Consider the following 20,602-nt stretch of genomic DNA (forward strand, 5'->3'; position numbering starts at 1 on the left):
GTCCGCTCGCTCGCCCCGCCCTGTTTCTCGCTCCGGCTGGCGCTCAAGACTGTGCCGGAATGCGCGGGGTGTCCACGTGCACGTCGCCGTTCTGCGCGCGATGGCGCAGCGCGTGATCCATCAGCACGAGCGCGAGCATCGCTTCGGCGATCGGCGTGGCGCGAATGCCCACGCACGGATCGTGACGGCCGAACGTCTCGACCGTGGCCGGCGTGCCCGCCTTGTCGATCGATCCCTTCGGGGACCGGATGCTCGACGTCGGCTTGATCGCGATGGAGACCGTGATGTCCTGGCCGGTCGAGATACCGCCGAGCACGCCGCCCGCATTGTTCGTGCGGAAGCCCTCGGGCGACAGTTCGTCGCCATGCTCGGTGCCGCGCTGGGCCACGCTGCCGAAGCCCGCGCCGATCTCGACGCCCTTGACCGCGTTGATGCCCATCATCGCGTGCGCGATATCGGCATCGAGCCTGTCGAACAGCGGCTCGCCGAGGCCCACCGGCACGCCGCTGGCCACCACGTTGATCCGCGCGCCGACGGAGTCGCCGTCATGGCGCAGCGCGTCCATATAGGTCTCGAGCTCGGGGACGATATCTTCATTGGGCGCGAAGAACGGGTTCTCCGGCACATGCTTCCAGTCGATGAACGGCACCTGGATCTCGCCGAGCGCCGACATATAGCCACGGATCTCGGTGCCGTACTGCTCGCGCAGCCACTTCTTGGCAATGGCCGCCGCGGCCACGACGGGCGCGGTCAGGCGGGCCGACGACCGGCCGCCGCCGCGATAGTCGCGGATGCCGTATTTCTGCCAGTAGGTGTAGTCGGCGTGACCGGGACGGAAGGTCTCGACGATATTGCCGTAGTCCTTGCTGCGCTGGTCGGTGTTGCGGATCAGCAGGCAGATGGGCGTACCCGTGGTCTTGCCCTCGAACACGCCCGACAGGATCTCGACCTGATCGGGCTCCTTGCGCTGCGTGACGTGGCGCGAGGTCCCGGGCTTGCGGCGATCGAGGTCGCCCTGGATGTCGGCCTCGGTCAGCGACAGGCCCGGCGGGCAGCCGTCCACGACGGCGCCGATGGCGGGACCGTGCGATTCGCCGAACGTGGTGACAGTGAACAGCAGGCCAAGGGTATTGCCGGACATGATCGAAACCGCCGAGAAGTCAAAAACGGCCTACATTGTACGGCTAATTTGGGTCCCGATCGGCGCCCCGCTGGCGTCCCCTACTCCCGGACCGCGCCATTGGCCGCTTTGGGCATGGCGACGCCACCCTCGATGGCGGGCGCGGCCAACGCCGGGCTGGCCGCGACGGGGAACGCAAAGTCGGGATAGAACTCGCGCCGCATGCGCGCGATATAGGCCACCAGATTGGGCCGCGCCTCGGCCGCCGTGCGGATCGGCGTCTCGAACACCGGCGACATCAGCGCACCGGCAAACGCGAACAGCGTGGCGTCCGCGCCGCATGGCCGGTCGCCCATCAGGTACGGCTTGTCCCCGAGGACATCCGCGATCGCGCCCACGCCGTGATTGGCCAGCACCACCAGTTCGTCGTCGGTATAGCGCCCCGCGCCCTGGCTCCACAGCATCTGCCGCACCTTGCGCTGGACCAGCCGCTCCACGAGCCCGCGCACGGGCGCCGGCACGCGGCGGAAGTACATCGCGGGCCCGCGCGCGAAGTTCTCGCGATCCAGCCAGCGCACGCGCGCGACCACCCAGTACAGGTTGTCCTCCATGAGCTTCTCGATGGCCCACGCCGTGCCGCGCTGCGCGGCATCGAGGCCTTCGTCGAAGTCGATGTGATAGGTCTTCTCGAGATACAGCCGGATCAGCGTGGAGTCCGCGACGATCCGCCCCGTATCGTCGAGATACGGCAGCTTGCCCTTGGGCGCGCGGCGGAAGCTGCCGCGCCGCGTCTCGTACGGCAGGCCCGACAGCTTGAGCAGCATCTCCGCCTTGGTGACGAACGGGCTGGCATCGGGCAGCCCGAACGCGGGGCCGAACGTGTAGAGCGTGATCATGGTCTTCCCCTCTAGCGCCACTCGCCGCGCAGCGCGGCCACGGTCTGCTGCAATCCTTCGGGCGTGACCTCCTCGGGCGGCACAGGCGCGCCCACGACGAGTTCGAGCTTGCTCTGGATACCGCGCCGGAACGGCCGCGACATGGCGGGACCGTCCTTGCGCGAGAAGAAGCTGCCCCACAGCCCGCGCAATGCCATCGGCACCACGGGCACCGGCGTGCGGCGGATGATCTGCTGCACGCCGCCCTTGAACGGGTTCAGATCGCCCGTGGCCGTGATCTTGCCCTCCGGGAAGATACAGACGAGGTCGCCCTCCCCGAGCGCCTCCGCCACGGCATCGTACGCACGCTTGAGCATCTCCGGATTCTCGTGCGCGGGCGCGATCGGGATGGCGCGCGCCTGCCGGAAGAACCACGACAGGAACGGAATCTTGAAGATGCGGTGGTCCATCACGAACCGCACCGGCCGCGGGCTCGCGGCCATGAGCACCACCGCGTCGGCAAAGCTCACGTGGTTGCAGACGAGCACCGCCGGCCCATCGTCGGGAATGTTCTCGGCATTGATGCGGCGCAGGCGGTAGATCGTGTGCACGAGAATCCAGGCGATAAAGCGCAGCAGGAATTCCGGCACCAGGGTGTAGATGTAGATCGCGACCACCGCATTGAGCAGGCCGACGACGAGAAACAGCTGCGGAATCGAGTAGCCGGCGGACGTCAGCGCCACGCCGAGCAGCGAGGCCGCGATCATGAAGAAGCTGTTCAGGATATTGTTGGCGGCGATGATCCGCGCGCGGTGGGTCGGCGCGCAGCGGCTCTGGATCAGCGCGTACAGCGGCACGCTGTAGAAGCCGCCGAACATCGCCACGCCGAACAGATCGACCAGCACGCGCCAGTGGCCGGGGGCCCCCATGAATCCGACGATGCCGGACAACGTGCCGGACGACGCCTCGCCGTGCGTGGCCAGATACAGATCCACCGCGAACACGGTCATGCCGATGGAGCCGAAAGGCACGAGGCCGATTTCCACGTGCCGGCTGGACAGCCGTTCGCACAGCAGCGAGCCGAAGCCGATGCCGATGGAGAACACCGCCAGCAGCAGCGTGACCACGTTCTGGTCGCCGCCGAGCACGTCCTTGGCAAAGCTGAAGAACGAGGTCAGGAACGTCGCGCCGAGAAACCACAGCCACGAGATGCCGAGCAGGCTCAGGAACACCACGCGGCGCTCGCGCGCGAGCATCAGGTTGCGCCACGTCTCGGTGAACGGGTTCCAGTTGATGCGCAGGTCCGGCTGCGGCGCCGGAGAGTCCGGCACGCCCGCCGAGACGAGGCGCCCGGCCGCGGCCAGCACCACGCAGACGATGCCGACGTAGAGCGGCCCCACCACGACCCCGTCGCGGGTCAGGCCCGCCAGTTCGCCGCCGATGATCGTGCCGAACAGGATCGCGACGAACGTGCCCATCTCCACGAGCCCGTTGCCGCCGACCAGTTCGGTCTGGTCCAGATGCTGGGGCAGATACGCGAACTTGACGGGGCCGAACAGCGTCGAGTGCAGGCCCATCAGGAAGGTGCCCGTGTAGAGGATCGGCGCGCTATGCCAGTAGAAGCCGGCGAGGCCCAGCAGCATGATGGCGATCTCGAGCGACTTGACGAGCCGGATCAGCCGCGATTTCTCGATCTTGTCCGCGATCTGCCCGCTCGTGGCCGAGAACAACACGAATGGCGCGATAAAGATCGCGGAGATCAGGAACGCGGCGGAGTGGGCATCGACGCCTTCGAACAGTGCCGTGTGGTACGTCACCAGCGACGTGAACGCGACCTTGAAGACGTTATCGTTCATGGCCCCGAGGAACTGTGTCCAGAAAAACGGGGCGAACCGCCGCAGACCCAGCAGGCGGAACTGACTATGTTGGCTCATCGATGGCTTTCTAGACGGCTTCGATTGATGCGCTAGGGAGAAGACGCGCTGATGGCGCGCCCGAGACGCTTCGCGTGCGCGCTCAGGGTTGCGCGGTGCGCTCGTCCGAACGTTCTTCGGTCCGCTCTTCCGGCCAGTCGCGGATATACGCCTTGAGCATCCTGTTCTCGAAGCTCTGCTCCTCGACCACGGCCTTGGCGACGTCGTAGAACGAAATCACGCCCATCAGCGTGCGGTTGTCGAGCACGGGCAGGTAGCGGGTGTGGCGCTCCAGCATCATGCGGCGCACCTCGTTCACGTCGGTCTCGGGCGTGCAGGTCAGCGGTGCGTCGTCCATGATCTTGCGCAGGCTGTGCGTGCCCACCGTGCCGTTGTTCTTCGCCAGCGTCTCGATGATTTCGCGGAACGTCAGCATGCCGACCAGTTCGCCGTACTCCATGATGACCACGGAGCCGATATCGTGCTCGGCCATCGTATTGACGGCTTCCAGCAGCGACGTGTCCGGGTTGACGGTGTACAGGGTGTTGCCCTTGATCTGCAGGATGTCGCTGACTTTCATGACGGTCTCCGGGGCCGCCGGCAGGCGGGCCTGTATCGGTATGTATGTTTCTGAATGGCAAGGGAAAAGCCGGAAAGGCCCGTCCGATGCGCCGATGCTAGCCCAAACCGGGCAGCCAAGTAAAGCGAGCATTCCTTCGGTACGCGGGCGCCTGCGCGTTTCCCTCGATGGCGCCGCACCGCGCCGGTGCTAGGATGCCCACCGGAGACCACTACAAGCGAGACACTCATGTCCGGAACCCGATTCGACACGCTGACGCTGCATGCCGGCGCCGCGCCAGACCCCGCCACCGGGGCCCGCGCCACACCGATCCACCTGACCACCTCGTTCGTGTTCCGCGACAGCGAACACGCCGCCTCCCTGTTCAATATGGAACGCGCGGGGCACGTGTACTCGCGCATTTCCAATCCGACCGTCGCGGTGTTCGAGGAACGGGTGGCCGCGCTCGAGGGCGGCGCCGGGGCCATCGGCACCGCGTCCGGGCAGGCGGCGCTCCATCTGGCGGTGGCCACGCTGATGGGCGCGGGCTCGCATATCGTGGCGTCGTCGGCGCTCTACGGCGGCTCCCACAACCTCCTCCACTACACGCTGCGGCGGTTCGGCATCGAGACCACGTTCGTCGATCCGCGCGATATCGATGCCTGGCGCGCGGCGATCCGGCCCGAGACGCGGCTGCTGTTCGGAGAGACGCTGGGCAACCCGGGGCTCGACGTGCTCGATATCGAGACCGTCGCGCAGATCGGGCAGGATCACCGGATTCCGCTGCTCGTGGACTCCACGTTCACCACGCCTTACCTGCTGCGGCCATTCGACCATGGCGCCGGCATGGTCTATCACTCGGCGACCAAGTTCCTGGGCGGGCACGGCACCACCATCGGCGGCGTGCTCGTGGAAGGCGGAACGTTCGACTTCGAAGCATCGGGGCGTTTTCCGGAACTGTCGGAGCCCTACGCGGGCTTTCACAATATGGTGTTCACCGAGGAAAGCACGGTGGCGCCATTTCTGCTGCGGGCGCGGCGCGAGGGGCTGCGCGATTTCGGGGCCGCGATGAATCCGATGGCGGCGTGGCAGCTGCTGCAGGGCATCGAGACGCTGCCGTTGCGCATGGCAAGGCATGTCGACAATACGCGCAAGGTGGTGGCCTTCCTTGCCGCGCATCCGATGGTGGAGGCGGTGGCGTACCCCGAACTCGCATCGCATCCCGATCACGCGCTCGCGAAGCGGCTGTTGCCGCGCGGGTGCGGCGCGGTGTTCAGCTTCAATCTGCGGGCGGACCGGGTGGCGGGACAGCGGTTTATCGAGAGCCTGTCGCTGTTCTCCCATCTGGCCAATGTGGGCGACGCGCGGTCGCTCGTGATTCATCCCGCTTCGACCACGCATTTCCGGATGGACGCGGCCGCACTGAAGGCGGCGGGGATTGGCGAGGGCACGATCCGGCTGTCGATCGGGCTCGAGGATGCCGATGATCTGATCGACGACCTCAAGCGCGGGCTCAAGGCCGCGGAGCGCGCGATGGGTGCCGGTGCCAAGGGAGGAGCTCGCTGATGGAACTCACGGTTCTTGGCCAGCAGGTCTATGCCTATACCGGCGGCAAGCCGTTCAATCCCGCCCTGCCCTGTGCCGTGTTCGTGCACGGGGCGCAGAACGACCACACGGTCTGGAGCCTGCAGACGCGGTGGTTCGCCAATCACGGGTTCTCGGTGCTGGCCGTGGATCTGCCCGGGCATCAGCGCAGCGCCGGTGCGCCGCTCACGACCGTCGAGGCGATGGCCGACTGGGTCATGGCGCTGGTGGCGGCGGCCGGGGTGGAAGCGCCCGTGCTCGTGTTCGGACACAGCATGGGCTCGCTGATCGCGCTCGAATGCGCGGCGCGGCATGCCGATCGCGTGCGGGGCATCGGGCTGCTGGCGACGGCCTATCCGATGAAGGTGTCCGAGGCGCTGCTCGAGGCGGCGCTGCATCGGGAGCCCGAGGCGATTGCGATGGTCACGCAGTGGTCGCTGTCCAGCCTTGCCAACAAGCCTTCGTCGCCGGGACCCGGGGCGTGGATGCATGGGGGTAGCCAGCGGCTGATGGAACGCGTGTCGCGGCGCAATCCGGGCGCGCATGTGTTCCATACCGACTTCACGGCGTGCAATGCGTATGCGCATGGCGAGGAAGCGGCTTCGGCGGTGCGGTGTCCGGCGTTGTTCGTCATGGGGACGAAGGACCAGATGACATCGCCCAAGGCGGCGCAGGCGCTGGCCGCGCGCATGGCCGATGCGTCCATCGTGACCGTGCCCTGCGGGCATGCGTTGATGGGGGAGCGGCCGGACGAGGTGCTCGATGCGTTGGGAGCGTTTGCGCGGCGGGTGCAGGGCCGTTGAGCGTCGCGCCCGCGCCGTTCGATGCGCCTAAACCTGTCCGTGCCACCCGGGTGGCACCACCTCGAGTACCGGCTTGCCCTCTTCCTGCTGCCGGAACACCACCTCCAGCGGCTGGTCCAGCTGCGGATTGTCGAGGATGCCGCGCAGGCGTTCCACGCCCTGCATCTGGTGCGCGAGCGCGGTGCGCGGCAGGCGCGCGAGGTTCAGCACCAGCCGGTCATGCAGGACCCGCAGCGTGACCTGCGACGGGTCGCACAGCAGTGCCCAGTGCGCTTGCCCGCGCTCCTGCTGGAGCTTGCCGATCAGATGCAGGCCCTTGAGCTTGCCCAGCAGGCTCGCCAGATAATCGGCCTCCACCCGCAGCTTGCGGCCCATATCGAGCTCCCCCACGCTGCGCGGCATCTCGTCGCGCGCGCGGTACAGCAGGTACAGCACGCCCAGCGCGTCGAAGAACTCGCTGCCCGCGAACGTGCGGCGGCGCCAGTAGCCCTGCCGGATCACCGGCAGGTTCGCCGCGATGGTCGCGCCGAGCAGCGTGACGAGCCAGCTGACGTACATCCAGAGCAGGAACAGCGGCAGCACCGCGAACGTGCCGTAGACCGCGGTGTAAGTCGGGATATGCGTGATGAAGTACCCGAAGCCGCGCTTGGCGATTTCGAATGCAATGGCCGCCACCAGTCCCGCGGCGATCGCGTCGCGCCATTCCACGTACGCATACGGCACCGCCATATAGAGGAACGCGAACGCGATAGCCGACAGGGCCACCGGAGTGACGCCGACCAATAGCCCCACGCCGAACGGAATCGTGGATACGTAACCGGCCGAGATCGAGATCAGATAAGAGCTGATCGAGAGGCTTGCGCCGATCAGCACGGGGCCGAGCGTGAGCACGGCCCAGAACACGAGCACGCGCTGCGCGAACGGCCGCCGGCGCTTGACGCGCCAGATCGCATTGAGCGCATCCTCGACGGTCAGCATCGTCAGCACCGAGGTCAGCATCAGGCCGACCAGGCCCAGCGCGGTCAACCCCCGCGCGCTCTTGGCGAACTGCCCGATATAGCGCGAGACCGAGTCGCTGATATTGCCGCCCGGAATCAGATTCTGGTACAGGAAGCCCTCGATTTCGCCACGAAATTCGCGGAAGACCGGGAACGCGGCCAACAGCGCGAACGCGACGGTCAGCACGGGCACCACGGCCAGCACGGTGGTAAACGTCAGGCTTGCCGAGACCTGCGGCAGGCGGTCTTCGGCGGCGCGGCGCAATGCGTAACGGGAAAGCGCGCGCACCTTCTGCAGGTTCCATTCCCTGCGCAGGCGGGCGATGCGTGCAGCGGCCATGCGAGTCCGATATTCCTTGAAATGGGTGGAAAGAAGCACGCAACTATAATACGCGCATTGTTGAAAGCCCCTATCGCCGCCCGAGCCTCCATGTCCGACATTCTGGTCCTGTTCTATAGCCGTCATGGCAGCACCCGCAAGCTCGCCGAACTGATCGCCAACGGCATCGACAGCGTACCGGGCGCCCAGGCGCGCCTGCGCACGGTGCCCCCGGTCTCCACGGTCTGCGAGGCCACCGCGTCCGATATCCCCGACGAAGGCGCGCCCTACGTCGAACTGCGCGACCTCGAGGAATGCGCGGGACTGGCGCTCGGCAGCCCGACGCGCTTCGGCAATATGGCCGCGCCGATGAAATATTTCCTCGACGGCACGGTCTCGCAATGGCTGTCGGGCGCGCTGTCCGGCAAGCCCGCCTGCGTGTTCACGTCCACGGGGAGCCTGCACGGCGGACAGGAAACGACCCTGCTCTCGATGATGCTGCCGCTGTTCCACCACGGCATGCTCGTGATGGGCCTGCCCTACGCCGAGCCCGGGCTCATGACGACGACGGCCGGCGGCACGCCTTATGGGCCCAGCCATCATGCGCATGTCGATAACCGGGGGCCGGTGACCGAACAGGAGGCCGCGCTCGCCCGCGCGATGGGCAAGCGGCTGGCGCAGACCGCGTTGCGGCTCGCGGGAGCCTCGGCATGACCGCCGCGACCGATGGCGCGCTCCACAACGCCGCGCTGCATCGCGCGAGCCTGTGGAGCCTGATCGCGCTGATGGTGCTCTGCATCGCGTGGGAGTGGTTTCTCGCGCCGCTGCGGCCAGGCGGCTCGTGGCTGATCCTCAAGGTCGTGTTCCTGTTGCCCGTGCTGCGCGGCGTGATCGCGCGCAACCGGTATACGCTGCAGTGGTCGTCGATGCTGATCCTGCTGTACTTCACCGAAGGCGTGGTGCGCGCGACCAGCGATCGCGGACCGTCGGCGACGCTGGCGATCGTCGAGGTGGCGCTGACGCTGGTGTTCTTCTTCAGCACGATCTTTTATCTGCGCCCGTACAAGAAACGCGCCCGCGCAGCGCGACCCGACAAACGATAAGCCGGAGACAACCGCCCGATGCCCGCCGCCAAACCCGATTCGTTCCTCGACCTCTGCCGCGCCGCCATCGGTCCGCAGCATGTATTGACCGAGACCGAGGACAAGGCCCCCTTCCTCACCGACTGGCGCCGCCGCTACACCGGCGATGCGCTGGCCGTCCTGCGGCCCGGCAGCACGCAGGAGGTGGCCGCGGTCGTGCATGCCTGTCATGCGCATGGCATGGCGATCGTGCCGCAGGGCGGCAATACCGGCCTTTGTGGCGGCGCCACGCCGGCGGCTGGCGAAGCGGCCGCGAACGGCGTGGTCGTGCTGTCGCTGCAGCGGCTCAACCGCGTGCGGCAAGTAGATCCGCTCAACAACACGGTGACCGTGGAAGCGGGCGTGATCCTGCAGCAGTTGCAGGACGCGGCGCGCGAGCACGACCGGCTGTTTCCGCTGAGTCTGGCGGCCGAAGGCAGCTGCACGATCGGCGGGAATCTGTCGACGAATGCCGGCGGCACGGGCGTGCTCCGCTATGGCAATACGCGCGACCTGTGCCTCGGGCTCGAGGTGGTCACGGCCACGGGCGAGATCTGGGATGGGCTGCGGGGATTGCGCAAGGACAATACGGGGTACGACCTGCGCGATCTGTTCATCGGGGCCGAGGGCACGCTCGGGATCATTACCGCTGCGGTCATGAAGCTCTATCCGGCGCCGCGCGCGCGCGTGACGGCGCTGGCCGCGCTCCAGAGTCCGCGCGACGCGCTCGCGCTGCTCTCCATCGCGCAATCGCATGCGGGTTCCATGCTGACGGGCTTCGAACTGATGTCCGAGCTCTGCATGACGCTGGTCACGCGGCATTATCCGCAGCTGCGCTATCCGTTCGCGCAGGCGTATCCGCAGCTCGTGCTGCTGGAGCTCTCCGATAGCGAGAGCGAGGAACATGCGCGCGCGATCTTCGAGACGATGATGACTGCCGCGTTCGACGCGGGTGTGGTGATCGATGCGGTGGTGGCGGAGTCCGTGCAGCAGTCACGCGATTTCTGGAACCTGCGCGAGCATATTCCGCTGGCGCAGGTCGAGGAAGGCAAGAACATCAAGCACGATATCGCGGTGCCGATCTCGCGGGTGGCGGAGTTCATCGAGACCACGGACGATTTGCTGCAGACCGTGTTTCCGGGCGCGCGCATGGTCACGTTCGGGCATCTCGGCGATGGCAACCTGCACTACAACGTGTCGCCGCCCGAGGGCGGGGACCACGATGCGTTCCTGGCGAACCAGGACACGGTGAACCGGATCGTGCACGACAGCGTGCACCGCTTCAACGGCTCGATCTCGGCCGAGCACGGGCTCGGGCAGCTCAAGCTTGGGGAGAATGCGCGCTACAAGAGCGGGGTGGAGCTTGCCCTCATGCGCGCGATCAAGCAGACGTTCGATCCGCGGGGACTGATGAATCCGGGGAAGGTGGTCTGAGCCCGCTGCGCGCGCTCACCCGGCCCAAAGGCGCCCTCACCCCCGGCCCCTCTCCCCTGGGGAGAGGGGAGCAAACCTAAAACAATCAGTTCTCTCCCCCTCTCCCCCGGCCCCTCTCCCCCAAGGGGGAGAGGGGAGCAAACCCTCAATCGCGAGGGTCTCAATGCCGCGTCAGCTGCGAGGCCTGGCCGTCGAACAGTTCGGCGCATAACGCCTCCCCCTCCTCCGTCAGGTGCGCGGTGCCGCGTCCTTCCTCGTCCATCGTCGTCTCCGCCAGCTCGAGTTGCTCGAGCTGGGTCAGCACGCGGCGCAGGACGCTCATCTGTACGCCCGCGCGCTTGCTGATGCGCGCCAGCGACCAGCGTTTGCCGTCCGTCTCCTGGCTGGCCGTCCATAGCACCTGGAGGATACCGGCGACCGCCGGGTCCATGTCCTCCGCGCCAGTCTCTTCTGCCGGGGTCTGGTCTTCCATGTTGTTGTCTCCGCTCTGGGTTATCCGGACATCTCCTGCACCGGCCCCGTGCGCGCCTGCTGCGATGCCACAAGCTTGCCCAGCGTCACCACGGCCGCCTCGATCTCGGGCGTCCAGGCCGCGCTGTAATTGAGCCGGATGCAGTTCGTATAGGTCGGTACCGCCGAGAACATATGCCCCGGCGCCACCGTGATCTTGCGCTCCAATGCCGCGTGATACAACACCATCGCATCCACGCCCTCGGGTAGCTGCACCCACATCACATAGCCCCCCGTGGGCCGCGACGTGCTGGTGCCGGGCGGGAAGAAGCGCCGCACCGCGGCGGCCATGATGTCGGCCTGCTGCGCATAGGCCTTGCGCACGCGTCGCAGGTGGAAGTCATAGCCGTCGTTCTTGAGGAACTCGGCAATGGCCAGTTGCGGAATGGCGGGCGTGGTCAGCGTGTTCAGGAACTTGAGGCGCTCCACGGTCTCGCGGTACCGCCCCGGCAGCGCCCAGCCGATGCGCCACGCATTGGTCAGCGTCTTCGAGAACGACGCGCAATGCAGCACGATGCCCTTCGTATCGTAGGCCTTCAGCGAAGTCGGGTGCGCATCGCCGTAATAGAGCTCGCCATAGACGTCGTTCTCGATGACCGGAATATCGCGCTCGGTGAGCAGCGCCACGAGCTGCCGCTTGCGCTCGTCGGGCATCTGGAAACCGAGCGGATTCTGGAAATTCGGCATGACCATGCATGCCTTGATGTTCCGCTCGTCGATGAGCCGCATCAGCGACGGCAGGTCCATGCCCTCCACGGGATCGGTCGGCACCTCCACCGCGCGCATGCCCAGCCGCTCGATCGCGTGCAGCATCGCGTAGTAGGTCGGCGACTCCACGGCGATGGCATCGCCGGGCTTGGCCACCGCCTGCAGGCACAGGTTGATCGCCTCGGTCGCGCCGATGGTGATGATGATCTCGTTGGGATCGACCGTATAGCCGTTCTCCAGATACCGCCGCGTGATCTGGCGAATCAGCTGCGGCTGGCCCGGCGGCAGATCGTCGAGCACGCTCCACGTCGCGTAGCGGCGCCCGATATTGTTGGCGTACTGGTTGATGCGCTGCCATGGAAACAGCGTGGGATCGGGATACGGCGACCCGAGCGCGATGGCCTCGTCCGACCGGATCGAACGCAGCGTGGACAGCACCATGCCGCTCACATCCACGGCCGACGGCCGCGGATCGGGCCGCGACGGCCGCAGCTCGACGGGTGGCTCCTCGCGCCGCGCGCGCACGAAATAGCCCGATTGCGGACGGCTCTCGATGATCCCCCGGCTCTCCAGCAGCACGTAGGCGCGGATGACGGTCGTGATGCTGAGCCGATGATGCTGGCTGGCCTGCCGTACCGACGGAATCCGCTCCCCGGGCAACAGCACGCCCTGCTGCACCAGCGCCTCGATGTCCGTCGCAAGCTTCTCGTATAGGTTCACCGCCTGCCAGCCTTTCCACTGAGTCAATGACGGCCAGCCGTCACCCCCATGGGGTGCCTCAGCACAGCCAACGGCTGAGATCGTAATACGGAACGCGGACTTGTGTCCTCTCGGACATATGCGGAGCGATGCGGACCAGGCCCGACGCATCGCCGAGCGTCGCGAGGGAGCCATCCGGCCGGGTATCGGCGCGCACCCAATCGGTGCCATCGGCGGCCGTGGCGCGCTCGACGCGCCAGAACGCATCGCCCTCGCCATGCTGCGGCACGGCAAAACCGGGCGCCACCCGGCTGACGGGCGGATAGATCGACGCGCGGCCCTGCATGCGGCGCAGCATCGGCGTGACCAGCAGGACGAACGTCACATAGGCGGCGGCCGCGTCGGCGGGCAGGCAGACCAGCGGACGGTCGCGCAGCCGTCCCAGCAGGACAGCGCGGCCGGGGTTCATATCGACCTGCCGGCACAGCAGCTCGCCACCGGCGGCGACCAGCGCCGCGGCAAACCGCTGCGGGGCGCCGCTGACGAACACCACGTCGCACTCGCCTTCTTCGACCAGATCGACCAGCGCGTCGTGCAGACGGGCCCCATCCTCGGCGACGTGGCCGCGCCGGCGCACCACGGCGCCGAGCGAGTGGACCAGCGCCTCGAGCATCGGCCCGTTGGCGTCGGGCGCGTGCTCGGTGGGCGCCTCGCCCACGCGCAGCAACGCAACCTCGATCAGCCGGTACACGGGCACCTCGACATACCCCTGCGCGGCCAGCGCGGCGATATGGCCGGGCTGCAGCAACGTGCCCGCACCGGGCAGCGGTTCGCCGGTCCGGGAAACGAGGTCGTCCGCGAGCACGCGGCCGGCCGCGAGTTCGAGCCAGACTTGTTCGGACTCGCGCACGGGCGCCACGCTCGCGGCAAAGCGGGCCTGGGCTTCATCGAACTTCAGCATCGCACGCTCCTAGCGGAAACCGGAGGCGAAATTGCAGGGCCGCGTGCGGCTGTCCAGCTGCGCGCGCAGCAGGCCGTTCCACGCGGTCAGGCACGAATCCTCCGAGCCCGGCACGCAGAAGACGATGCGGCCGTTGGCCGTGCCCGCCAGCGCGCGCGACTGCATCGCGGAGCCGCCGACGGTCTGGTACGACAGCGAGCGAAACAGTTCGCCAAAGCCGTCGATCTCGCGATCGAACAGCGGCCGCACGGCTTCCGGCAGCGCGTTCCTCTCGTGAAAGCCCGTGCCGCCGTTGGTGAGGATGATCTGGATATCGTCCGCGACGATCCAGTCGCTGAGCACGCGGCGGATCTGATAGCGGTTGTCCGGCACGATCGCGCGCCGCACGCAGCGGTGGCCGTCCTCGGCCAGCAGCCGCGCGAGCAGGTCGCCCGACGTGTCGTTATCGGCTGTGCGCTTGTCGCTGACGGTGAGGACCGCGCAGGCCAGCGAAAGGCGATGATCGAGGGCCATGATGGAACTCCTGTGTCAGCGCCCGCCTGGCGCGCGCGTGTATTCGACGTAGCCGTCCTTGCGGCAGAAACTGAGCAGGCGCACGCCCGCCATCTCGGCGATGCGGATGGCCAGCGACGTCGGCGCCGAGATCGTGGCCACCAGCTGGATGTTCATGCGCGCGGCCTTGCGCACGAGCTCGTAGCTCGCGCGGCTGGACAGGAACACGAAGCCGTCGTCGAGCGGCACGCGCGCGCTGGCCAGATGGCCGATCAGCTTGTCCAGCCCGTTATGGCGCCCCACGTCCTCGAAGACGTAGCGCACCGAGCCATCGGCACCGCACCACGCGGCCGCATGCACGCCGCCCGTGGCGCGCATCAGCGTCTGCCAGGCGGGCAGTTCCGCCGCGGCGCGTTCGATCATGTCGCGCGTGGGTTCCAGCACCGCGCGCGGCGCGGCAATCGGCACCGGCTGCAGGTCCAGCAGCTCGATGCTCTCGATGCCGCAGACACCGCAGCCCGTGCGGCCGGCCATGGCGCGGCGGTGCTCCTTCATGGCCATGAACGCGCGCTGGCTGATCCGCATCTGGACTTCGAAGCTGTCGCAGCCTTCGACGACTTCGACCTCGTAGATCTCGGACGCGCTATCGACGATGCCTTCGGTCAGCGAGAAGCCGATCGCGAACGCCTCGAGGTCGCGCGGCGTCGCCATCATGACGGCATGGGAAATATCGTTGTAGACCAGCGCGACCGGAACTTCCTCGGCCACGTTGTCCTCGCCCTCGGTGGCCACGCCGGCCTTGTGGCGGACGATGCCGCGCTCGACGAAGCCGGGCCGCTCGCCCGACGAGGCGTCGAAATCTGGCGGGGAAACGGAGACTGGAGGGGACGGTTCGGTGGACGTCATCGGGTTCTCGCATGCAGAAGGCATGGATCCATGGTATCCGACCTTGACCGGGGAGAGGCGTACAGTTGCGCGGCCGCCGCCCGATGACAGCATCGGGCGGACATCGGCCTGACATCGGGCGGACCCGAGCGCGTCAGGCCTGCAGCGCGGCCCGGCGCAGCAGCACGGGAATCGACTTGGAGGTCGGGGTGCCGGAACGGTCGCCGATGCTTTCCAGCGGCACCAGCGGGTTGGTTTCCGGGTAGTACGCGCCCAGGCAACCGGCGGGAATGTCGTAGTCCACGAGCAGGAAGTCCTGCGCATGGCGTTCGATGCCATCGTCCCACACGGACGTGATATCGACGCGCTCGCCCGCGGCAAAGCCCAGGCGCTCGCGGTCGGCCGCATTGATGAACACCACGCGGCGCAGCCCGAACACGCCGCGATAGCGGTCGTCGAGGCCGTAGATCGTCGTGTTGTACTGGTCGTGCGAACGCGTGGTCATCATGACCATCAGGTCCTCGCCGTACTTCTCGCGCGCGCGCTTGATCGGCGTGTCCTTGTCGATCGCATGCACGAGGAACGTGGCCTTGCCCGACTCGGTGCGCCAGATGCGGTTGCGCGAGGCGGGCGTCAGGTGGAAGCCGCCCGGCTTCGCCACACGCGCGTTGTAATCCTCGAAGCCCGGAATCACCTTCTCGATGGCATCGCGGATGCGGCTGTAATCGCTCGCATACCACTTCCAGTCGACCTTGTCCGAGCCGAGCGTGGCCGCGGCCATGCCCGCGACGATCGCGGTCTCGGACATCAGGTCCGGCGACGCGGGCTTGTTCATGCCGTACGACATATGGACCATGCAGACCGAGTCCTCGACGGTCACGCCCTGCGGCACGCCGTCCTGCAGGTCGATCTCGGTCCGGCCCATCGTCGGCAGGATCAGCGCGTCCCCATCCATGATCAGATGGCTGCGGTTCAGCTTGGTCGCGATATTGACCACGAGGTCGCAGTTGCGCAGCGCTTGCCACGTGCGCGGCGTGTCCGGCGTGGCCATCGCGAAGTTGCCGCCCAGGCCGATAAAGACCTTCGTGCGGCCGTCGAGCATCGCCTGGATGGCGCCCACGACGTCCTGGCCATGGTGGCGCGGCGGCTCGAACTGGAACACCTCGCCCAGCCGGTCGAGGAACTCCTCGCTCGGCTGTTCCTCGATGCCGACGGTGCGATCGCCCTGCACGTTCGAGTGACCGCGCACGGGCATCAGGCCCGCGCCGGGGCGGCCGATATTGCCGCGCAGCATCATCACGTTGGACAGCATCTGGATCGTGCGGACCGAGTTCTTGTGTTGGGTGATGCCCATGCCCCAGCACGAGATGACGCGCGGGCTCTTGACGTACACGTCCGCCAGCGCGTCGATGTCCTCGCGGGGCACGCCCGACTCGGCCACGATATCGGCCCAGCTCTCGGCGCGCAGGTCTTCGATGAACGCGTCGAAGCCGGACGTATGGGTCTCGATGAAATCGACGTCGATGACACGCGGGGCGCCGGCCGCGATGGCCGCGTCGTCGAGTTCCACGACGCGCTTGCCCAGGCCCTTGATCAGCGCGAAGTCACCGGCCAGCTTCGGCGTGACGAACATCGATGCGATCTGCGTGCTGGAACCCGTGAGCATTTCGCTCGGGTGCTGCGGGCTTGCAAAGCGTTGCAGGCCACGTTCCTTCAGCGGATTGATCGACACGATGGTCGTGCCGCGGCGCGCCGCCTCGCGCAGCTCGCCGAGCATGCGCGGGTGGTTGGTCGCCGGGTTCTGGCCGAAGATCATGATCGTGTCGGCGTGCTCGAAGTCGTCCAGCAGCACCGTGGCCTTGCCCACGCCCACCGTCACCGGCAGGCCACGGCTCGTGGCCTCGTGGCACATGTTCGAGCAGTCGGGGAAATTGTTCGTACCGTACATGCGCACGAACAGCTGGAACAGGAAGGCGGCCTCGTTGCTCGCGCGGCCCGACGTGTAAAACGTGGCGGCGTCGGGGTTCGGCAGCTTGCGCAGATGACGCGCGATCAGCTGGAACGCGTCGTTCCATGCTATCGGCACGTACTTGTCGGTCTGCTTGTCGTAGACCATCGGATGCGTGAGCCGGCCATGCTGCTCGAGCTCGTAGTCCGATTGCTTCAGCAGATCAGTGACCTTGTGCTGGGCGAAGAAGGCTGGCGTGACGCGCTTGCTGGTCGCCTCCGCGGCCACGGCCTTGACGCCGTTTTCGCAGAATTCGAACGTCGAGGCGTGCTGGCGATCGGGCCAGGCACAGCCGGGGCAGTCGAAACCGTCCGGCTGGTTTTGCTTGAACAGCAGCTTGTATTTGCCGCCGGCCACCTTTTCCTTGACCAGATTGATGGCGACGTACTTGAGGGCACCCCAGCCGCCGGCCGGGTGCGTGTAGGGGGCCACATGGCCCTTTTCTGGGGTGTTGCTCATAACGGGGGGCGACTTCCTCGGACTCCGCGCGGAGCTCGATTCGGCCCCGCGACATGAGGGGTAGCCTATGGGACTGGAGGGGTGCGGGGAGCACACAGACTGTACCGGATGGAAGGAGTACAGTTGTGCAATGCACGCTCATATATGCGCGAAAGTACACATATTTAGCCTAACTGTACTCATGCACCGAGTTGGACCACCGGCTCGCGCGCTGCCGGCAGCACCTGGAGCCCGCGGATATTGCCCTGACGGCGCCATTGGGGGTGCACGGTGTCGGTCAGCGTCAAATGGGGCACGCGGCGCAAAAGCGTGGTCAGCGCCACTTCCATTTCCAGCTGGGCCAGCCGCGCGCCCAGGCAATAGTGGATACCGCCGCCGAACGCGATCTGCTTGCCGGCATCGGTACGCGTGATATCGAGCCGGTCCGGATGGGCGAAACGCGCCGGATCGCGGTTGGCGGCGCCGATCATCATGAACACCACCGTCCCGCGCGGAATTGTCACGCCCTCGATGGTCGCGTCCTCCAGCGCGGCGCGCGTCATCGCCTGCACCGATGCGTCGTAGCGCAGGCATTCGGCGATGGCCTGCGGCATCAGCGACAGGTCCGCCTTGAGCTTTGCGAGCTGGTCGGGATGCCGGAACAGCGCGAGCAGCGCGTTGCCGATCATGTTCGATGTGGTCTCGTGCCCCGCCGCGAACAGCAGCAGAATCTGCGAGATCACCTCGTCGTCGCTGAGCCGGTCGCCATCGACCTCGGCCGTGACGAATGCCGAAACGAGGTCCGTGCCCGGGGCCTTGCGGCGCGCCTCGACCACGGTGCGGAAGTACGCCTCCAGCTCCTCGGCGGCGGCATTGGCGCGGGCGAGCGTGTCCGGTCCCAGCGGCGCCACATCGAGCGCCATGCTGACGGCGGCCGTGGCCGCGCCGAGACGCAGGCCGTCTTCCACGGGCAGGTCGAGCAGGCGGCAGATGATGGCCACGGGCAACGGGGTGGCGAGATCCCGCATGAGGTCGAACTCGCCTTCCGCGGGGAGCGCATCGATCAGTTGATCGGACGCGGCCTGCGAGACGTTGCGAAGGGAATCGATATTGCGGCCGCTGAAGGCCTTGGTGGCGAGCGCGCGCAGCCGCGTGTGCACGGGCGGATTCATGAACAGGAACATGCGGCTCAATGCCTGGAACACGGGCTGTTCGGGGCCTGTCTCGCCATAGCGCGCGCGCACGCCGGCGAGCAGGGCCTTGCCGAGCCGCCGGTCCGCGAACATCGCTTCGATCAGCGAGAAGTTCGCGGTCATGGCCAGATTGGGTGCCAGATAGTGCAGCGCATCGCCGTTGTGCAGCTGCGCGTACAGCGGGTACGGATTCTCGAAGAACTCGGGGGTCGACAGATCGCTCAGTTTCATCTCACGGGCCGCCCCGCGCGCCAGTACGTCGCGGGGCTATCCTCCTTTGGGGGGGAATTCTAGGGAGCGATGGGGGCCCGTGTTTTCAAATACGACGCGTTTGCGGGTCAAAGGCCTTCATTCGAAGGCCATGCCGGAGGCGGAACGCGCGAACAGCGCGCGTTCGGTCCTCTGGCGCTGCGCGTCGGGCAGCGAGCGGACGAGCCGGTAGAAGGACAGCGTAGCCTCGCAGACCTTGCCCGGCTGCCTCGCGTAGAGCTCGGGGTTGTGGAGTATGCGCGCGTGTTCCACGGGCAGCAGGCGCACGGCGGTGGCGATCATCGCGTCGGCCTCGTGACGGTTGGCGCGTGCCTGGGTGTTGCGCGGGGGCGCCGGGGTCAGCAGCGCGATCATCGTCGCGCGTTCCTCTTCCACGAGCGCGGGGGGCAGCATGGCGGCGGTGCGGATACTGCCGTCGATCAGCGCGTCGCACGCCGCGCCGCCCATGCCGCGCGCGGCGGACAACTGGGCGAGGTGCATGTCCATATACCGGTCGAGCAGCGCGCCGTCGGCCGCGCCGAGCAGGGGTGGCAGGGAGACGCGGATAAAGGCGCGCGCCGCGGCCATGACGTCGGCGTCGGTGCCACCGCCCGCCATCGTGGCCCAGCTTTTGTCCGTGAGCGCGGGCAGCGAGCCGGGGAAGCGGGATTCGTAGGCTTGCACGAGGGCGTCGGCGGCGAGCGCGTCGGCGAGCGCGGTCTTTGGCGCTGCCGTCGATGGGTCCGCCGCTGGGACCGCCGCTGGGTCCGTCGATGGATCCCTCGACGCCGCTCCCGGCGACACAGGCGTCGACGCCCCCAGCAATCCCGCACGCGTGATCACATGCGCGTCGATCAGTTCCTCCCGCGTCGGATACCACGCCGACCGGTTAGGCGTCGCCGCCACGCGCGCGATAAACGCCTCGGGCAACCCCGCCGCGCGATAGGTGGCGATCATCCGCTCCGAGGCCAGATGCTGCGCGGGTGCGTACGTGCCCGGCACCGCGGGCAGATGAAAGCCGATGCGCGCTTCCGGCGAAGCCGTGCGATCCTGCCCCGCGAGAAAGACGAACGTGCACGCGCTGCTGCAGCGCGCATCCACATGCGTATCGAGCCCGCGTTCGCGTACGAGCCGCGCGAGCATCTCGCCCTCCACGAGCCGGCCACCGCGCGAATCGAGCCGCAGCATCCTCGCATTCGGCGTCGCGGCCAGCACCGCCCTCACGCGCGCGGTCACGCCTTCGCGCAGCATGCCCGTCAGCAGGATGTCGCGCCCATCGGGCGACGCCTCCACCCGAACCTCGCCCAGCGGGTCGTTGCCGAGCGCGATATAGGCGAACTCGCGCCCGACAGGCACCATCGACGTCACCGCCAGATAGCCAAGCGACACGGCGCTCAACGCCACCGATCCACGCGCCAGCCATGTCCACACGCGCGACCCGCCGCGCGCCCGATAGCCCCGCGCCGACCGCCAGATGCCCGTCAGCGCCCAGCCCCACAGCAACGCCGTCGCCACGAGCATCGCCACGCAGATCGCGGCGCCGATGCGCAACGGCACGCTGCCGTTGGCGAGCCAGTCCTGCAGCGGCGCCAGCGCGATCAGCAGTACCGCCGGGAGGTTGCCGTTGAGCCAGTAAGACACCGGCAGCGAGTACTCGCCGCGCCAGTGCCGGCGGAAATAGCCCGTCATGTTGTTTGACCCTGAATTGTTGTTGGTGTTTTGAACGCGCGAGC

Annotated in this window: 18 protein-coding genes; 5 read left to right on the forward strand and 13 right to left on the reverse strand. The window is 67.4% G+C overall.

The features are described from left to right. Positions 1-43: 43 nt before the first annotated feature. The 4 genes from aroC to FOB72_RS08495 form a co-directional block, all read right to left on the reverse strand. Positions 44-1,141 carry a chorismate synthase gene (gene aroC, locus FOB72_RS08480; protein WP_150372116.1) on the reverse strand — a complete coding sequence of 366 codons (1,098 nt, stop codon included), beginning with the start codon at positions 1,139-1,141 and terminating at the stop codon, positions 44-46. Positions 1,142-1,221: 80 nt separating this feature from the next. Continuing rightward, on the reverse strand, positions 1,222-2,016 hold the full coding sequence (locus tag FOB72_RS08485) for a glutathione S-transferase C-terminal domain-containing protein (RefSeq protein WP_150372117.1): 795 nt from the start codon (positions 2,014-2,016) through the stop codon (positions 1,222-1,224). 11 nt (positions 2,017-2,027) lie between these two features. Further along, a complete protein-coding gene (locus FOB72_RS08490) occupies positions 2,028-3,929 on the reverse strand; it encodes an MFS transporter (RefSeq protein WP_150372118.1) in 1,902 nt (633 codons plus the stop codon). An 82-nt stretch (positions 3,930-4,011) separates the two neighbouring features. Next, on the reverse strand, positions 4,012-4,488 hold the full coding sequence (locus tag FOB72_RS08495; protein WP_150372119.1) for a CBS domain-containing protein: 477 nt from the start codon (positions 4,486-4,488) through the stop codon (positions 4,012-4,014). 228 nt (positions 4,489-4,716) lie between these two features. Between FOB72_RS08495 and FOB72_RS08500 the strand changes: the two genes are divergently transcribed. Both FOB72_RS08500 and FOB72_RS08505 read left to right on the forward strand, forming a co-directional pair. Next, on the forward strand, positions 4,717-6,033 hold the full coding sequence (locus tag FOB72_RS08500; RefSeq protein ID WP_150372120.1) for an O-acetylhomoserine aminocarboxypropyltransferase: 1,317 nt from the start codon (positions 4,717-4,719) through the stop codon (positions 6,031-6,033). Beyond that, positions 6,033-6,854 (forward strand): alpha/beta fold hydrolase, encoded by an 822-nt coding sequence (locus tag FOB72_RS08505; RefSeq protein WP_150372121.1) that lies wholly within the window; start codon positions 6,033-6,035, stop codon positions 6,852-6,854. Before FOB72_RS08500 ends, FOB72_RS08505 begins: the two co-directional genes overlap by 1 nt. Before the next feature lie 27 nt (positions 6,855-6,881). On the opposite strand, the gene FOB72_RS08510 is transcribed toward FOB72_RS08505, so the two are convergent. Further along, entirely contained in the window at positions 6,882-8,192 is a 1,311-nt protein-coding gene (locus tag FOB72_RS08510; protein ID WP_150372122.1) for a YihY family inner membrane protein, read from the reverse strand. Between the two features lie 90 nt (positions 8,193-8,282). On the opposite strand from FOB72_RS08510, the gene wrbA reads away from it, so the two are divergent. Genes wrbA through FOB72_RS08525 form a run of 3 tightly spaced genes read left to right on the forward strand, consistent with a single transcriptional unit; the run spans position 8,283 to position 10,726 of the window. Next, a complete protein-coding gene (gene wrbA, locus FOB72_RS08515; protein ID WP_150372123.1) occupies positions 8,283-8,885 on the forward strand; it encodes an NAD(P)H:quinone oxidoreductase in 603 nt (200 codons plus the stop codon). After that, positions 8,882-9,274 carry a DUF2069 domain-containing protein gene (locus FOB72_RS08520; protein ID WP_150372124.1) on the forward strand — a complete coding sequence of 131 codons (393 nt, stop codon included), beginning with the start codon at positions 8,882-8,884 and terminating at the stop codon, positions 9,272-9,274. Before wrbA ends, FOB72_RS08520 begins: the two co-directional genes overlap by 4 nt. An 18-nt stretch (positions 9,275-9,292) precedes the next feature. After that, positions 9,293-10,726, forward strand: coding sequence for an FAD-binding oxidoreductase (locus FOB72_RS08525; RefSeq protein ID WP_150372125.1), 1,434 nt, complete (start codon positions 9,293-9,295; stop codon positions 10,724-10,726). Positions 10,727-10,886: 160 nt separating this feature from the next. Here the strand turns inward: FOB72_RS08525 and FOB72_RS08530 are convergent, their stop codons facing one another. The 8 genes from FOB72_RS08530 to FOB72_RS08565 all read right to left on the reverse strand — a co-directional run bounded on the left by FOB72_RS08530 (position 10,887) and on the right by FOB72_RS08565 (position 20,558). After that, complete coding sequence (locus FOB72_RS08530; protein ID WP_150372126.1) at positions 10,887-11,198, reverse strand: ArsR family transcriptional regulator; 312 nt, start codon at positions 11,196-11,198, stop codon at positions 10,887-10,889. A 20-nt stretch (positions 11,199-11,218) separates the two neighbouring features. Beyond that, a complete protein-coding gene (locus FOB72_RS08535) occupies positions 11,219-12,664 on the reverse strand; it encodes a PLP-dependent aminotransferase family protein (RefSeq protein ID WP_150373810.1) in 1,446 nt (481 codons plus the stop codon). A gap of 58 nt (positions 12,665-12,722) precedes the next feature. Beyond that, positions 12,723-13,604 (reverse strand): molybdopterin-binding protein, encoded by an 882-nt coding sequence (locus FOB72_RS08540; RefSeq protein ID WP_150372127.1) that lies wholly within the window; start codon positions 13,602-13,604, stop codon positions 12,723-12,725. A 9-nt stretch (positions 13,605-13,613) separates the two neighbouring features. After that, positions 13,614-14,117 (reverse strand): molybdenum cofactor biosynthesis protein B, encoded by a 504-nt coding sequence (gene moaB, locus FOB72_RS08545; RefSeq protein WP_150372128.1) that lies wholly within the window; start codon positions 14,115-14,117, stop codon positions 13,614-13,616. Between the two features lie 15 nt (positions 14,118-14,132). Beyond that, on the reverse strand, positions 14,133-15,002 hold the full coding sequence (gene fdhD, locus FOB72_RS08550; RefSeq protein ID WP_150372129.1) for a formate dehydrogenase accessory sulfurtransferase FdhD: 870 nt from the start codon (positions 15,000-15,002) through the stop codon (positions 14,133-14,135). A gap of 133 nt (positions 15,003-15,135) precedes the next feature. Further along, positions 15,136-17,448, reverse strand: coding sequence for an FdhF/YdeP family oxidoreductase (locus FOB72_RS08555; protein ID WP_150372130.1), 2,313 nt, complete (start codon positions 17,446-17,448; stop codon positions 15,136-15,138). 179 nt (positions 17,449-17,627) lie between these two features. Then, positions 17,628-18,851, reverse strand: coding sequence for a cytochrome P450 (locus FOB72_RS08560; RefSeq protein WP_150372131.1), 1,224 nt, complete (start codon positions 18,849-18,851; stop codon positions 17,628-17,630). 117 nt (positions 18,852-18,968) lie between these two features. Beyond that, complete coding sequence (locus FOB72_RS08565) at positions 18,969-20,558, reverse strand: hypothetical protein (RefSeq protein WP_150372132.1); 1,590 nt, start codon at positions 20,556-20,558, stop codon at positions 18,969-18,971. Positions 20,559-20,602 lie beyond the last annotated feature (44 nt).

Source organism: Cupriavidus pauculus, from assembly GCF_008693385.1.
Taxonomy (GTDB): Bacteria; Pseudomonadota; Gammaproteobacteria; order Burkholderiales; family Burkholderiaceae; genus Cupriavidus; species Cupriavidus pauculus_D.

Bases quoted from the DNA above. Each gene is read 5' to 3' on its own strand.
- FOB72_RS08520 (WP_150372124.1), top strand. From the start codon at position 8,882: ATGACCGCCGCGACCGATGGCGCGCTCCACAACGCCGCGCTGCATCGC.
- FOB72_RS08565 (WP_150372132.1), bottom strand. From the start codon at position 20,558: ATGACGGGCTATTTCCGCCGGCACTGGCGCGGCGAGTACTCGCTGCCG.
- FOB72_RS08505 (WP_150372121.1), top strand. From the start codon at position 6,033: ATGGAACTCACGGTTCTTGGCCAGCAGGTCTATGCCTATACCGGCGGC.
- FOB72_RS08510 (WP_150372122.1), bottom strand. From the start codon at position 8,192: ATGGCCGCTGCACGCATCGCCCGCCTGCGCAGGGAATGGAACCTGCAG.
- moaB (WP_150372128.1), bottom strand. From the start codon at position 14,117: ATGGCCCTCGATCATCGCCTTTCGCTGGCCTGCGCGGTCCTCACCGTC.
- aroC (WP_150372116.1), bottom strand. From the start codon at position 1,141: ATGTCCGGCAATACCCTTGGCCTGCTGTTCACTGTCACCACGTTCGGC.
- FOB72_RS08500 (WP_150372120.1), top strand. From the start codon at position 4,717: ATGTCCGGAACCCGATTCGACACGCTGACGCTGCATGCCGGCGCCGCG.
- FOB72_RS08495 (WP_150372119.1), bottom strand. From the start codon at position 4,488: ATGAAAGTCAGCGACATCCTGCAGATCAAGGGCAACACCCTGTACACC.
- FOB72_RS08490 (WP_150372118.1), bottom strand. From the start codon at position 3,929: ATGAGCCAACATAGTCAGTTCCGCCTGCTGGGTCTGCGGCGGTTCGCC.
- FOB72_RS08485 (WP_150372117.1), bottom strand. From the start codon at position 2,016: ATGATCACGCTCTACACGTTCGGCCCCGCGTTCGGGCTGCCCGATGCC.
- wrbA (WP_150372123.1), top strand. From the start codon at position 8,283: ATGTCCGACATTCTGGTCCTGTTCTATAGCCGTCATGGCAGCACCCGC.
- FOB72_RS08540 (WP_150372127.1), bottom strand. From the start codon at position 13,604: ATGCTGAAGTTCGATGAAGCCCAGGCCCGCTTTGCCGCGAGCGTGGCG.
- FOB72_RS08560 (WP_150372131.1), bottom strand. From the start codon at position 18,851: ATGAAACTGAGCGATCTGTCGACCCCCGAGTTCTTCGAGAATCCGTAC.
- fdhD (WP_150372129.1), bottom strand. From the start codon at position 15,002: ATGACGTCCACCGAACCGTCCCCTCCAGTCTCCGTTTCCCCGCCAGAT.
- FOB72_RS08525 (WP_150372125.1), top strand. From the start codon at position 9,293: ATGCCCGCCGCCAAACCCGATTCGTTCCTCGACCTCTGCCGCGCCGCC.
- FOB72_RS08555 (WP_150372130.1), bottom strand. From the start codon at position 17,448: ATGAGCAACACCCCAGAAAAGGGCCATGTGGCCCCCTACACGCACCCG.
- FOB72_RS08530 (WP_150372126.1), bottom strand. From the start codon at position 11,198: ATGGAAGACCAGACCCCGGCAGAAGAGACTGGCGCGGAGGACATGGAC.